10 protein-coding genes are annotated in these 14,518 nt (G+C 72.2%); 3 read left to right on the forward strand and 7 right to left on the reverse strand.

All coding sequences use genetic code 11. From position 1 onward, the window contains the following. Positions 1–311: 311 nt before the first annotated feature. Positions 312–959, reverse strand: a complete 648-nt coding sequence (locus ACJA3G_RS13640) for a TetR family transcriptional regulator (RefSeq protein ID WP_406553215.1) — start codon at positions 957–959, stop codon at positions 312–314. Positions 960–1,168: 209 nt separating this feature from the next. On the opposite strand from ACJA3G_RS13640, the gene ACJA3G_RS13645 reads away from it, so the two are divergent. Next, complete coding sequence (locus ACJA3G_RS13645) at positions 1,169–2,425, forward strand: acyl-CoA dehydrogenase family protein (protein ID WP_406553216.1); 1,257 nt, start codon at positions 1,169–1,171, stop codon at positions 2,423–2,425. A gap of 79 nt (positions 2,426–2,504) precedes the next feature. On the opposite strand, the gene ACJA3G_RS13650 is transcribed toward ACJA3G_RS13645, so the two are convergent. Genes ACJA3G_RS13650 through ACJA3G_RS13660 form a run of 3 tightly spaced genes read right to left on the reverse strand, consistent with a single transcriptional unit; the run spans position 2,505 to position 6,449 of the window. Beyond that, positions 2,505–2,993 (reverse strand): glutathione peroxidase, encoded by a 489-nt coding sequence (locus ACJA3G_RS13650; RefSeq protein ID WP_406553217.1) that lies wholly within the window; start codon positions 2,991–2,993, stop codon positions 2,505–2,507. Between the two features lie 32 nt (positions 2,994–3,025). Beyond that, positions 3,026–3,904: an acyl-CoA thioesterase gene (locus ACJA3G_RS13655; RefSeq protein WP_406553218.1), complete on the reverse strand. Its 879-nt coding sequence runs from the start codon at positions 3,902–3,904 to the stop codon at positions 3,026–3,028. Between the two features lie 31 nt (positions 3,905–3,935). Next, complete coding sequence (locus tag ACJA3G_RS13660; protein WP_406553219.1) at positions 3,936–6,449, reverse strand: DEAD/DEAH box helicase; 2,514 nt, start codon at positions 6,447–6,449, stop codon at positions 3,936–3,938. A 123-nt stretch (positions 6,450–6,572) separates the two neighbouring features. Between ACJA3G_RS13660 and ACJA3G_RS13665 the strand changes: the two genes are divergently transcribed. Next, positions 6,573–7,364 carry a metal-dependent hydrolase gene (locus ACJA3G_RS13665; protein ID WP_406553220.1) on the forward strand — a complete coding sequence of 264 codons (792 nt, stop codon included), beginning with the start codon at positions 6,573–6,575 and terminating at the stop codon, positions 7,362–7,364. A 59-nt stretch (positions 7,365–7,423) separates the two neighbouring features. Here the strand turns inward: ACJA3G_RS13665 and ACJA3G_RS13670 are convergent, their stop codons facing one another. Further along, entirely contained in the window at positions 7,424–9,205 is a 1,782-nt protein-coding gene (locus tag ACJA3G_RS13670; protein ID WP_406553221.1) for an ABC transporter ATP-binding protein, read from the reverse strand. Beyond that, positions 9,202–11,016, reverse strand: coding sequence for an ABC transporter transmembrane domain-containing protein (locus ACJA3G_RS13675; RefSeq protein ID WP_406553222.1), 1,815 nt, complete (start codon positions 11,014–11,016; stop codon positions 9,202–9,204). The genes ACJA3G_RS13670 and ACJA3G_RS13675 overlap by 4 nt, the downstream gene beginning before the upstream one ends. A 158-nt stretch (positions 11,017–11,174) precedes the next feature. On the opposite strand from ACJA3G_RS13675, the gene ACJA3G_RS13680 reads away from it, so the two are divergent. After that, the gene (locus ACJA3G_RS13680) at positions 11,175–12,788 is read left to right on the forward strand and encodes a peptide-N4-asparagine amidase (protein ID WP_406553223.1); all 1,614 of its coding nucleotides are present in this window, start codon (positions 11,175–11,177) and stop codon (positions 12,786–12,788) included. Positions 12,789–12,839: 51 nt separating this feature from the next. On the opposite strand, the gene ACJA3G_RS13685 is transcribed toward ACJA3G_RS13680, so the two are convergent. Further along, entirely contained in the window at positions 12,840–14,276 is a 1,437-nt protein-coding gene (locus ACJA3G_RS13685) for a Gfo/Idh/MocA family protein (protein ID WP_406553224.1), read from the reverse strand. Positions 14,277–14,518 lie beyond the last annotated feature (242 nt).

Below are 14,518 nucleotides of genomic sequence, written 5' to 3' on the forward strand. Positions count from 1 at the left end.
CTTGGGGCCGTCCCGGAGCACCACCCGGTCCGCCGCCTCCAGCAGTTCCCGCCGCGCGCGTTGCCCTGAGCCCTGGGGGGGTGTGCGTCCGCGGGTGGTGGGGTCTAGTCGCGCAGTTCCCCGCGCCCCTTTGGGGTCCGGTGTTCGTCTGCGGGCCGTGGGTGGCTGGTCGCGCAGTTCCCCGCGCCCCTTCAGGGGCCGGTGGTCGTCTGCGGGCCGGTGGGTGGCCGGTCGCGCAGTTCCCCGCGCCCCTTGGCAACTCCGGCCACCGCACCTGCAACCGCCTCCGGCGGGGTCCCGCTGGGGAGGGGCTAGAACCCCGGGCCTCCGGCCCGGTCCGCCGCCGCGGCCAGGCGGCCCCACAGCAGGTCCGCCAGGCCCCGCACCAACTCCGCCCGCGAGCAGGGCCGTTCGCCCAGCCACCAGTCGCCCGCCGCGTGCATCATGCCGACGATCCCGTGGCCCCACACCCGCGCCAGCGCCTCGCTCCCCGGCCCGAGGCCGATCCGCTCGGCTATCACCACGCCCAGCTCCTCGCCCATCCGCCGCAGCAGCGGCGCGGAGTGGCGGCCCACGTCGAAGCCGGGCTGCTCGCCGCCGCTGTCCTCCGCGGGGTGCATCAGGAAGCGGTACACCTGCGGCCGTGCCTCGATCGCCACCAGATACGTCTCCAGCGTCGCCTCGACCCGCTCACGGCGTCCGGCGGGCGCGTCCAGGGCCGCCCGCAGCGCCGCGAGCAGTGCGTCGGTGTGGCGCTGCGCGAGGGCACGGTAGAGCCCGCCCTTGTCCCCGAAGTGCCGGTAGAGGATCGGCTTGGTGATCCCCGCCTCCGCGGCGATCGCGTTCATCGACGCCTTGGGGCCGTCCCGGAGCACCACCCGGTCCGCCGCCTCCAGCAGTTCCCGCCGACGGCTCTCGGCCGACGTCCGCTGCTGTTCGGCCTGGTGTGTGGTCTCCATGGCTTCGTCTCCCCGCCCGTACTCGTACTGCGTCTTTCCCGGTTCCGTCGGCGCCTGTTCCGCCATCCGGAATGCCTGCGCAACGTAACACCCCGGCCAGGTCCCGCGCTGAGCGGCCGTTCTCCGGTTGACATGCCCTACCGACGAGTAACATACTGCCGTTACCGCAAGTAACGCTTGTCTGTGGCACGGGAAGTGGTGGAGGGGACATGGCTGAGTTCACTATGGAGCTCAACGACGACCAGAAGCAGGTCAGGGACTGGCTGCACGGGTTCGCGAAGGATGTCGTCCGCCCCGCCGCCGCGGAGTGGGACGAGCGCGAGGAGACCCCCTGGCCGGTGATCCAGGAAGCCGCCAAGGTGGGAATCTACTCCCTGGACTTCTATGCCCAACAGTTCTTCGACCCGACCGGTCTCGGCATCCCGGTCGCCATGGAGGAGCTGTTCTGGGGCGACGCCGGCATCGCCCTGTCGATCGTCGGGACGGGCCTCGCCGCCGTCGGCGTCCTCGCCAACGGAACCGAGGAGCAGATCGGCACCTGGATTCCCCAGATGTACGGCGACGTGGACGATGTGAAGGTCGCCGCCTTCTGCTCCTCCGAGCCGGACGCGGGCTCCGACGTCGCCTCGATGCGGACCAGGGCCGTCTACGACGAGGCCAAGGACGAGTGGGTGCTCAACGGCACCAAGACCTGGGCCACCAACGGCGGCATCGCCAACGTCCACGTGGTCGTGGCGGTCGTCGACCCCGGGCTCGGCTCCAAGGGGCACGCCTCCTTCATCGTGCCGCCGGACACCCCCGGCCTGTCCCAGGGCCAGAAGTTCAAGAAGCACGGCATCCGCGCCTCGCACACCGCCGAGGTCGTCCTGGAGGACGTGCGCGTCCCCGGCCACTGCCTGCTGGGCGGCAAGGAGAAGCTGGACGAGCGCCTGGCCCGGGCCCGCGAGAAGGCGAAGGCGGGCGGCGGTGTGGGGGCACCTCCCAGCGGTAGCTGGGGGAGCGTGAAGAACGCCGCCATGGCCACCTTCGAGGCCTCCCGCCCGGCCGTCGGCGCCATGGCGGTCGGCACCGCCCGCGCCGCGTACGACTACGCGCTCGAATACGCCATGGGCCGCGAGCAGTTCGGCCGCCCGATCATCGACAACCAGGGCGTCGCCTTCCAGCTCGCCGACATGCGGACGCAGATCGACGCCGCCCGTCTCCTGGTGTGGCGCGCCTCCTGGATGGCCACGGCGGGCCGGCCCTTCACCTCCGCCGAGGGCTCGATGTCCAAGCTGTTCGCGAGCGAGACCGCCAAGAAGGTCACCGCGCAGGCGATCCAGATCCTCGGTGGCAACGGCTACACCCGGGAGTACCCGGTGGAGCGCATGCACCGGGACGCCGCCATCTACACGATCTTCGAGGGCACCAGCGAGATCCAGCGCCTGGTGATCGCCCGCACCCTGTCCGGCATGCCGATCCGCTAGCTTGCTGCCGCCACAGAGCCGGCTCCGTTCCCGTGTGGCGGGAACGGAGCCGTATCGTTTTTCTGGCCGTGCCCCTTGCTCAGACCGGCAGCTGGGCCTCGATGGCCGCCACGACCTCGGGGGCCTCCGGCTCGGTGGCCGGACGGATCCGGGAGACCACCTCGCCGGCCGGGGAGATCAGGAACTTCTCGAAGTTCCACTGGATGTCACCGGCCTCGCCCTGCGCGTCCGCGACCTCGGTGAGGCGGGCGTACAGCGGGTGGCGGCCGTCGCCGTTGACGTCGGTCTTCTCCAGCAGCGGGAACGTCACCCCGTACGTCGCCGAGCAGAACGTCCGGATCTCCTCCGCGCTGCCGGGCTCCTGGGCGCCGAACTGGTTGCAGGGCACACCGAGCACGGTGAAGCCGCGCTCGCCGTACCGCGCCTGGAGGCGCTCCAGACCGGCGTACTGCGGGGTCAGACCGCACTTGGACGCCACGTTCACGACCAGCACCGCCTTGCCCTTGTAGTCGGCCAGCGAGGTGGGCTCGCCGGTCAGGGTGCGCAGCGGGATGTCGTACAGGCTCATCAGCCAACTCCTCGTAACGGGGGTGGGACGGGTCAGTCGCGGGCCGGCAGCGGGCGGAACAGGCCCTCCTGGACCACGGACACCAGCAGCCGGCCCGCACGGTCGTAGATGCGACCGCGGGCCAGGCCCCGGCCGCCGGTCGCGATGGGGGACTCCTGGTCGTACAGGAACCACTCGTCGGTCCGGAACGGCCGGTGGAACCACATGGCGTGGTCCAGCGAGGCCATGTCGAAGCCCCGCGGGCCCCACAGGGGCTCCACCGGGATGCGGACCGCGTCGAGCAGCGTCATGTCGGACGCGTAGGTGAGCGCGCAGGTGTGCACCAGCGGGTCGTCGCCCAGCGGGCCGACCGCGCGCATCCACACAGCGCTGCGCGGGTCCGCGTCCTTGATCTCCCGCGGTGTCCAGCGCAGCCGGTCCACGTACCGGATGTCGAAGGGCTGACGGCGTGCCATGCGCTCCAGGGCCTCCGGCAGCACGCCCAGGTGCTCGCGGATCTCGTCGGCGACGGTGGGCAGCGACTCCGGCTCGGGGAAGTCCAGCCGCGGCGGCAGCTGGTGCTCGATGCTGCCCTGCTCGGGCTGGTGGAAGGAGGCCGTCAGATTGAAGATCGTGCGGCCCTGCTGGACCGCGGTGACCCGGCGGGTGGTGAACGACCGGCCGTCCCGCACCCGCTCGACCTGGTAGACGATCGGCACCCCGGGGCGGCCGGGGCGCAGGAAGTAGGCGTGCAGCGAGTGCACCGGGCGCTCGCCGTCCGTGGTGCGCCCGGCCGCCACCAGCGCCTGGCCGGCCACCTGCCCGCCGAAGACCCGTTGCAGGGACTCCTCGGGGCTGCGGCCACGGAAGATGTCGACCTCGATCTGCTCCAGGTCGAGCAGATCGACGAGTCTCTCGGCGGGGTTGGTCATGTCGTCGCGGTCCTTTCCGGAACGAAGGAGGTCAGAGCTCGCCCACGTCGGTGACGCGCACCACCGCGCGGCCCTCTTCGTCGGAGGCCGCGAGGTCGACCTCCGCGCTGATGCCCCAGCCGTGGTCGCCGTTGGGGTCGGCGAAGGTCTGGCGGACGCGCCACAGGCCGTGCGCCGGGTCCTCCTCGATCGCCAGCAGCTTCGGCCCACGCGCGTCCGGGCCGGTGCCCAGGTCCTCGTACTCGTCCCAGTACTTGTCCATCGCCCCGCCCCAGGCGTCCGCGTCCCAGCCGGACTCGGCGTCCATCTCGCCGAGCGCGTCCACGTTGTCGAGCGCGGCCAGCTCCACCCGGCGGAACATCGCGTTGCGCACCAGCACACGGAAGGCGCGGGCGTTGGCCGTGACCGGCTTGACCTCGTCGGCCTTCTCCTGGGCCTGCTCGGCGGTCTCGATCTCCGGGTTGGCCAGCTGCTCCCACTCGTCGAGCAGACTGGAGTCGACCTGGCGGACCATCTCCCCGAGCCAGGCGATCAGATCCTCCAGGTCCTCGGTCTTCAGGTCGTCCGGGATGGTGTGGTCGAGCGCCTTGTACGCGCTCGCCAGATAGCGCAGGACGATCCCCTCGGTGCGCGCCAGCTCGTACCAGGAGGTGAACTCGGTGAAGGTCAGCGCCCGTTCGTACATGTCACGGATGACGGACTTCGGCGAGACCGGGTGGTCGCCCACCCACGGGTGTGACTTCTTGTAGACGTTGTACGCGTGCCACAGCAGCTCTTCCAGCGGCTTCGGGTACGAGATGTCCTGGAGCCGCTCCATGCGCTCCTCGTACTCGATCCCGTCCGCCTTCATCTGCCCGACGGCCTCGCCGCGCGCCTTGTTCTGCATGGCGGCGAGGATCTGGCGCGGGTCGTCGAGCGTGGACTCGACGACGGAGACCATGTCCAGCGCGTACGAGGGCGACTCCGGGTCCAGCAGGTCGAAGGCCGCGAGCGCGAACGTGGACAGCGGCTGGTTCAGCGCGAAGTCCTGCTGGAGATCGACGGTGAGCCGGATGGTGCGGCCCTCGGCGTCCGGGGTGTCCAGCTGCTCCACCACACCGCCGTCGAGCAGCGAGCGGTAGATGGCGATGGCCCGGCGGATGTGCCGCAGCTGCGCCTTGCGCGGCTCGTGGTTGTCCTCCAGCAGATGGCGCATCGCCGCGAAGGCGTTGCCCGGCCGGGCGATCACCGAGAGCAGCATGATGTTGGTGACCCTGAAGCGCGAGGTCAGCGGCTCGGGCTCGGCCGCGATCAGCTTCTCGAAGGTGGCGTCCGACCAGGCCACGAAGCCCTCGGGGGCCTTCTTGCGGACCACCTTGCGGCGCTTCTTCGGGTCGTCGCCCGCCTTGGCGAGGGCCTTCTCGTTCTCGATGACGTGCTCGGGCGCCTGGGCGACCACGAACCCCGCGGTGTCGAACCCGGCCCGCCCGGCCCGGCCCGCGATCTGGTGGAACTCGCGGGCGCGCAGGGTGCGCACCCGGTTGCCGTCGTACTTGGTGAGCGCGGTGAACAGCACGGTGCGGATGGGCACGTTGACGCCGACACCCAGGGTGTCCGTCCCGCAGATCACCTTCAGCAGACCCGCCTGCGCCAGCTTCTCGACCAGGCGCCGGTACTTGGGCAGCATGCCCGCGTGGTGCACACCGATGCCGTGGCGCACATAGCGGGAGAGGTTCTGGCCGAACTTGGTGGTGAAGCGGAAGTGGCCGATCAGCTCCGCGATCGCGTCCTTCTCCTCGCGGGTGCACATGTTGATGCTCATCAGCGACTGCGCCCGCTCCACCGCCTGGGCCTGGGTGAAGTGCACGATGTAGACGGGCGACTGCTTCGTCTCCAGGAGCTCGGTCAGCGTCTCGGTGATCGGCGTGGTGACGTACTCGTACGAGAGCGGTACCGGGCGGGTCGCCGAGCGGACCACCGCGGTCTGACGGCCGGTGCGCCGGGTCAGGTCCTTCTCGAACATCGAGACGTCGCCGAGCGTCGCCGACATCAGGACGAACTGGGCCTGGGGCAGTTCCAGGATCGGGATCTGCCAGGCCCAGCCGCGGTCCGCCTCGGCGTAGAAGTGGAACTCGTCCATCACGACCTGGCCGATGTCGGCGTGCCTGCCGTCGCGCAGCGCGATGGAGGCGAGGACCTCGGCGGTGCAGCAGATGACCGGGGCGTCGGCGTTCACGGAGGCGTCGCCGGTCAGCATGCCGACGTTCTCGGTACCGAAGAGCTTGCAGAGGTCGAAGAACTTCTCCGAGACCAGCGCCTTGATCGGCGCGGTGTAGAACGTGACCTCGTCCCGGGCCAGCGCCGCGAAGTGCGCACCCGCCGCCACCAGGCTCTTTCCGGAGCCGGTGGGGGTGGAGAGGATCACGTTCGCGCCCGAGACCACCTCGATCAGCGCCTCCTCCTGGGCCGGGTACAGGGAGATGCCCCGCTCCTCGGCCCAGGTGGAGAAGGCCTCGAAGAGGGCGTCGGGGTCGGCACTCGGCGGCAGCTGATCGATAAGGGTCACGACCCCATCTTGCCTGGCTTCTCCCCGTGAGAGGGAACCGGCGGCGAGGCAAGAAGATCATGAACGATAGGCTGACGGGCCAACTGGGCCACGGGACAACAGGAAATGGGGCGGGGCACGGTCATGATGGGACCTGCGCACTCACTGTCAGGAGCGGCAGCCTGGCTGGGGGTGGGGGCCGCCGCGGCGGCCACGGGACACGCCATGCCCTGGCCGGTCCTCGTCGTCGGCGCGCTGATCAGTGCCGGGGCGGCGCTCGCGCCCGACCTCGACCACAAGTCCGCGACCATCTCGCGCGCCTTCGGACCGGTCTCCCGGGCCCTGTGCGGCATCGTCGACGACCTCTCGCACGCCGTCTACCAGGCGACCAGGGGACCCGGCGACCCGCGCCGCAACGGCGGCCACCGCACGCTCACCCACACCTGGCTGTGGGCCGTGCTGATCGGGGCGGGCGCCTCGGCCGCGGCCGTCTTCGGCGGGCGCTGGGCGGTGCTCGGCATCCTCTTCGTCCATGTGGTGCTCGCCGTGGAGGGCCTGCTGTGGCGGGCCGCCCGGATGTCCAGCGACGTCCTGGTGTGGCTGCTGGGCGCGGCCGGCGCCTGGATCATGGCCGGGGTCCTCGACAAGCCCGGCAACGGCTCGCACTGGCTCTTCACCGGCTCCGGCCAGGAGTACCTGTGGCTGGGCCTGCCGATCGTGCTGGGCGCGCTGGTCCACGACATCGGGGACGCGCTGACCGTCTCCGGCTGCCCGGTCCTGTGGCCGATCCCGGTGGGCCGCAAGCGCTGGTACCCGGTGGGCCCGCCCAAGATGATGCGGTTCCGGGCCGGGAGCTGGGTGGAGCTGAAGGTGCTGATGCCCGCGTTCATGGTGCTCGGCGGGGTGGGGGCGGCGGGGGCGCTCAACTTCATCTGAGCCCGCCACCGCCGCCCGTACGCCCTCGGGCTCGCCCGCCCCGGCCGGCAGGCTCGGTCTCACCCGTGCCAGGACCGCCACAGCGCCGCGTACGCCCCGTCCGCCTCGACCAGGGCGTCATGGCTGCCCAGCTCGCTGATGCGGCCGTTCTCGACCACCGCGATCACGTCCGCGTCGTGCGCGGTGTGCAGCCGGTGGGCGATCGCCACGACCGTACGGCCGTCGAGCACCCGGGCGAGCGACCGCTCCAGGTGGCGTGCCGCGCGCGGGTCCAGGAGCGAGGTCGCCTCGTCCAGGACCAGGGTGTGCGGATCCGCCAGGACGAGCCGGGCCAGCGCGATCTGCTGGGCCTGCGCCGGAGTGAGGGCGTACCCGCCCGAGCCGACCTCCGTCGCCAGGCCGTCCTCCAGCGCCCGCGCCCAGCCGTCCGCGTCCACCGCCCCCAGGGCCGCCCACAGCTCGGCGTCCCCGGCGCCGGTCCGGGCCAGCAGCAGGTTGTCCCGCAGCGAGCCCACGAAGACGTGGTGCTCCTGGTTGACCAGCGCCACGTGCTCGCGCACCCGCTCCGCGGGCATCCGCGACAGCTCGGCCTCGCCGAGCGTGATCCGGCCCTCGCGCGGCGCGTAGATGCCCGCGAGCAGCCTTCCGAGCGTGGACTTGCCCGCGCCGGACGGGCCCACCAGCGCCACCCGGGTGCCCGGGGCGACCGACAGGGACACCTGGTGCAGGACGTCCACGCCCTCGCGGTAACCGAAGCGCACCTCGTCCGCCTCGACGTCCCGGCCCCGCGGGCGCAGCCCGGCGTCGCCCGCGTCCGGCTCGATGTCGCGGACGCCGACGAGCCGGGCCAGCGAGACCTGGGCCACCTGGAGCTCGTCGTACCAGCGCAGGATGAGGCCGACCGGCTCGACCAGCATCTGGGCCAGCAGTGCTCCCGTGGTGAGCTGCCCCACCGTGAGCCAGCCGTGGAGCACGAACGAGCCGCCGATCATCAGCACCGCGAGCATGATCGTCATATGGGTGGCGCTGACGACCGGGAAGAGCACCGACCGCAGCCACAGCGTGTACCGCTCCCAGGCCGTCCACTCGCTGATCCGCTGCTCGGACAGGGCGATCCGGCGCTCGCCCAGGCGGTGCGCCTCGACGGTCCGGCCCGCGTCCACGGTCTCGGCGAGCACGGCGGCGACGGCCGCGTACCCGGCCGCCTCCGAGCGGTACGCCGAGGGCGCCCGCCTGAAGTACCAGCGGCACCCCGCCACCAGCAGCGGCACCGCGATCAGCACCGCGAGCGCCAGCGGCGGCGCGGTGACGCCGAGCGCGCCGATGAGCAGCAGCGCCCACACCACGCCGATCGCCAGCTGCGGCACGGCCTCGCGCATCGCGTTGGCCAGCCGGTCGATGTCCGTGGTGATCCGCGACAGCAGATCACCGGTGCCCGCGCGCTCCAGGACGCCCGGCGGCAGCCCCACCGACCGCACCAGGAAGTCCTCGCGCAGATCGGCCAGCATCTCCTCGCCGAGCATCCCGCCGCGCAGCCGCACCAGCCGGACGAACACGGTCTGGACCACGAGCGCGACGGCGAACAGCGCGGCCGTGCGCCCCAGATGGAGGTCCGGGACGTCGTCGGACAGGTCCTCGACGACCCCGCCGAGCAGATACGGACCCACCATCGAGGCGATCACCGCGACCGCGTTGACGCCCACCAGGAGCGCGAACGCCTTGCGGTGGCGCCGCAGCAGATGGCGTACGTACGCCCGGACGGTCGCCGGGGTGCCCACGGGGAGCGTGGCGGCCGACTCCGGGGCCGCCGGGTCGTATACGGGTGGCGTCACGCCGATCATGCCGTCTCCTCCCATGCGTCCTGTGCGTTCGTCTCCTCGTCGGTCTCCCGGGTGACCACCGCGCGGTAGCGGGCGTCGCCGCGCAGCAGCTCGCGGTGGAGGCCGACCGCGGCGACCTCGCCGTCGTGCACGAGCACCACCCGGTCCGCGAGGTCCAGGAGCAGCGGCGACGACGAGAACACGACCGTCGTACGCCCCGCGCGCAGCCGCTTGACGCCGCCCGCGACCCGTGACTCGGTGTGCGAGTCGACCGCCGAGGTCGGCTCGTCCAGGACCAGGACCTCCGGGTCGGTCACCAACGACCGTGCCAGGGCCAGGCGCTGGCGCTGGCCACCGGAGAGCGACCGGCCGCGCTCGGTGATCCGGGTGCGCATCGGGTCGCCGTCGCTGTCCACCGACGCCTGCGCCAGCGCGTCGAGGACGTCGTCGCACTGGGCGGCGGCCAGTGCCTCGTCCGGTGCGACCTTCCCGGACGCGGGCACGTCCAGAAGCTCGTGGAGCGTGCCGGAGAGCAGCACTGGGTCCTTGTCCTGGACGAGGACGGCGGCCCGTGCCGTGTCCAGCGGGAGCCCGTCGAGCGCGACTTGGCCGAGCAGCGCGGACGGCAGACCGCCCGCCTCGGCGGTGTGGCCGCCCAGCCGCTCGGCCAGCCGCCCGGCGGCGTCCGGATCGCCGCACACCACGGCCGTGAACCGGCCCTCGGGCGCGAGCAGCCCGCTCGCCGGGTCGTACAGGTCGCCGGACGGGACCGGGGCGGTCCGCGACGGCCCCTCCGTCCGGGACGGCACCCCCGTGTCCGTCCCGGACGGGTCCGTGGCCCGGCTCAGGGCGAGCACGCGGGCCGCGCGCCTGGCCGAGGGCCGGGAGAAGGAGTACGCCATGGCGATCTCCTCGAAGTGGCGCAGTGGGTACAGCATCAGCGTCACCGCGCTGTAGACGGTGACCAGTTCACCGACCTCGATCCGGCCGTCGCGGGCCAGCGCCGCCCCGTACCAGACCACCACGATCAGCAGCAGGCCCGGCAGCAGCACCTGGACCGCCGAGATCAGCGACCACATCCGGGCGCTGCGCACGGCGGCCCCGCGCACCTCCTGGGAGGCCTCGCGGTAACGGGCGAGGAAGAGCTCCTCGCCCCCGATGCCGCGCAGCACCCGCAGCCCGGCCACGGTGTCCGAGGCCAGCTCGGTCGCCCGGCCCGCCTTCTCGCGCTGGACGTCGGCCCGCCGGGTGGCGGGCGGCAGCAACGGCAGGACGGCCAGGGCCAGTACGGGAACGCCGACGGCGACCACCACGCCCAGCGCCGGCTGGTAGAGCACCAGACCGACACAGATGATGACCAGGGCGGCGGCTGCCGCGGCGAACCGCGACAGGGCCTCCACGAACCAGCCGATCTTCTCGACGTCGCCGGTGGAGACCGCGACGACCTCGCCCGCCGCGACCCTGCGGGTGAGCAGCGAGCCGAGCTCGGCGGTCTTGCGCGCGAGGAGCTGCTGCACGCGCGCGGCGGCCGTGATCCAGTTGGTGACCGCGGTGCGGTGCAGCATGGTGTCGCCCACCGCGATGGCCACGCCGAGCACGGCGATGATGCCGCCCGCGAGCGCGAGCCGCGCCCCCGAGCGGTCGATCACGGCCTGTACGGCGACGCCGACGCCGAGCGGCAGTCCGGCGATGCCGCACTGGTGCAGCAGCCCCCAGGCCAGCGACTTGAGCTGCCCGGAGAGCTGGCCCAGGCCCAGCCAGAGCAGGAAGCGGGGACCCGAGCGGACGTCCGGTTCGCCTGGATCCGTATAAGGAAGATCGCGAATCTGCATGACGTCCCAAGGATCGGAAAGAGTGGTTCAAACCGTGCAAGGTTGGCCCTCCGCGAGGCCCCGGGGCAATCGATTTTCGCGCCCGGGCGGCCGGAACGCGCCAAGAGCGGCGGCCCGCCCCTGGCGTGGCGGACGCACTCGCGCTTCACTCCTGACGCATGAGACCACTCAGGATCATGTCCATGATCGGCGGCATGGTGCTCGCGGCCGGCGCGCTGCTCGGCGCGGGCCCGGCCGCGACGGCCGCCCCCGCCGCGGAGCCCCCGGCCGAGTTCGGCACCGACTGGCACGACCCGGTCACCGCCGCACCGCCGGTCGCCGTCCCGCACACCCGCAGCTGCCAGGTCACCCTGGCGCAGGCGCAGTTCCGCGACTTCACGCCCTACAAGGGGAGTTACGCGCCCCCCAAGGGCTGCGGCGAGCGCTGGAGCAAGGTCGTGCTGCGGCTCGACGGCAAGGTCAAGGGCAGACAGTACGACCGGCTCGGCTACCTCCACGTCGGCGGCGTCGAGGTGCTGCGGACCTCCACGCCCGAGCCCTCACCGGACGGCATCGCCTGGAACGTGGAGAAGGACGTCACCCGGTACAGCGACACCTTCCGCTCCCCGCAGCCCGTCGAGATGCTCATCGGCAACGTTGTCGACGAGACCTACACCGGCGTGATCGACGTCAACGTCACGCTGACGTTCTACGCCGCCGAGGGCAGGGTGAGGCCCGCCGCCGCGCCGGACCGGGTGCTGCCGCTGGACGGCACCGCGCTGACCACCCCGCGCAACTCCGAGCGGATCGTCGCCGAGGTGTACGCGACGGGCTCGGGCGGCGGCTGCGAGGAGTTCTGGTACCTGGCGGTGCCGGACCCCGCGCCCTACTCCTGCAAGGCGCCCGCCGGACCCAACCGCGAGGTGCGGATCACGGTCGACGGCCAACTCGCCGGAATAGCCTCGCCGTTCCCGAACGTGTGGACCGGCGGCTGGTCCAACCCCTTCCTCTGGTACGTCGTCCCGGCGCCCCACGCCTTCGACGTCCGGCCGCTGGAGTACGACCTGACGCCGTACGCGGCCTTGCTCGACGACGGCCGCGCGCACCGGGTGGAGGTGTCCGTCGCCGGGGTCCCCGAGGGACAGGCCGGCTGGTCGACGCCGGTCAACGTGCTGGTGTGGCAGGACCACGGCAGCCGGGTCGTCACCGGCGCCCTCACCCGGCACGAGGAGAGCGCCCCCACCGGCTCCACCACCTACACGCCCGGCACCGAGTCGCGCCTCGACGCCCGGGCGGCCCACCGGCTGACCACGGCCGGCTACCTCGACACCTCGCACGGCCGGGTCACCACCACGGTCGCCCGAAGCGTGGCCGCCGACACCGTTCACCGCTGGACCGAGGGCGAGAACACCGACGCCCTGAAGGGAAGGTGGACCGATGACACCGCGGTGACCACGGACGGGCGGGGGCCGGCCGTCACCGCGCGCGTGCACCGTACGTACACGATGGACGGCACCACCACCATCGGCGCGGACGACCGGCTGCGGACCGTGATCACCCTGGGGGACCTCGCGGACACCGCCACGCCGCGCGCGGGCCGGGCCGCCTCGTGGTCGCACCTGGACGACACCTACCGGGGCGACGCCTCCTGGACCCTGAACGTGCCGCGCGAGCAGCGGCACGCGACGGGCACCTCGGCCGAGCGCTACCGGCTGCTGGGCCCCGACGGCTGCTACGACCGCAGCGTCAGGACCGCTCAGGGCGCCCTCACCGAGGATCTGCGGCGCTGCTGACGAGGGGTGCGGGGCCCGCGCTCGCCGCCGGGCGCGGGCCCCGCGGCCCGCTCAGGCCTCGGGGGGCTTCTCGGAGTCCATGCCGGGGCGGGAGCGGTGCCACTCACCGCGGGTGAAATCGGGAATCCGCTGGGGCGTGCTGCCCTCCTTGAGGGAGAGGTTGCTCAGCGGCACCGGCGCCGACCAGGTGGCCGCGTCGTACACGTCGAAGTCCGGTACGAGTCCCAGGCGCATGCACTGCATCAGCCGGAACACCAGCATGTAGTCCATGCCGCCGTGCCCGCCGGGCGGGTTGGCGTGCTCCTTCCAGAGCCAGTGGTCCCAGTCCGTGTACCGGGAGAAGTCGCCCCAGTTGTCGTCGTGCTGGTCCGGCTCCAGGTAGATCCGCTCCGGATAGTCCTCGAAGAGGCCCTTGGTGCCGCCGAGGCTGTTGATGCGGCTGTAGGGGTGCGGTGTCGACACGTCGTGCTCCAGACGGATCACCCGGCCCCTGGCCGTCTGTACGAGGGAGATCGTCCGGTCGCTCTCGATGTACGACTCCTTGAAGCTCGGGTCGCCCGGGGGCATATGGGCCTCGCGGTACTCGGCGAGGCCGAGCGCGGGGGTGCCCATGCTGACGATGGACACCACGCGGTCCCCGCGGTTGACGTCCATGTAGTTGGCGACCGGGCCGAAGCCGTGCGTGGGGTAGAGGTCGCCGCGCAGCCGGGTGTGCCACAGCCGCCGCCAGGGGCCCTCGTAGTACTCGGGGTCGAACATCAGGCCGCGCAGATCGTGGATGTAGGCGCCCGCGCCGTGCAGCAGGTCGCCGAACTTGCCCGCGTGCGCCATCCGCAGCACCCGCATCTCGTTCCTGCCGTAACAGCAGTTCTCCAGCTGCATGCAGTGGCGCCGGGTGCGTTCGGAGAGGTCGACCAGCTCCCACAGCTGGTCCAGGTGCATCGAGGCCGGGCACTCCACGCCCGCGTGCACGCCGTTCAGCAGGGCTGCCCTGGTGATCTCGAAGTGGGAGTCCCAGGGCGTGGCGATGTGCACGAAGTCGATGTCGCCCCGCTGGAGGAGCTGTTCGTAGTCGTGGTCGCCGTGGACGTAGACGGCCGGTGCGGGCTGCCCCGCGGCGGTCACCTTGGCCGCGGCGCTCTCCGCCTTCGCCTTCACCGGGTCGCAGAGCGCCACGACCCGCACGCCGGGAACGGCGAGGTAGAGGTCGATCATGCTGCCGCCGCGGTTGCCGAGGCCGATCAGGCCCACCCGGACCGTCGACCGCCGCTGGAACGGCACCCCGATCATGCTCCGGCCCTGTCGCCGGGGCGCGGGTGTCTCGGCGGCCGTCGCCCCTACCGGCTGTCCGGTCCGCGCGGCCTGCTCGGCCGCGGCGGCGCTGTGCGTGCCCAGGGCGCCCATACCGACCCCGGCGCCCGCGGCCCCCGCCGTCCACAGGACGGAGCGTCTGCTGATGTCGTGGTTCTGCGGAGCTGCGTCGTTCATCGAGTCTCCTGGGAAGAGAGGGAGCTGATTTCTGCGCGGCGTTACACGAACCTCGGTAAGGACCATGGTTGTTGGGGCTGCTGCCGCGCAAGGGGGCCTGTCGACGCCCGGGGCCGCCCCGGGAAGGTGCACCGCTGCACGACGTCACGGTACGTCCGGATATGCCCGGGTCGTGGGAGGCGCGGGGAACGGGTGCGGAACGGCTCGTTGACGGCCCGTCAGTGCTGCGGCGGGGTACGGGT

Origin of the sequence: Streptomyces sp. YS-3 (genome assembly GCF_045257485.1) — a bacterium.
In the GTDB taxonomy this organism is placed as follows: domain Bacteria; phylum Actinomycetota; class Actinomycetes; order Streptomycetales; family Streptomycetaceae; genus Streptomyces.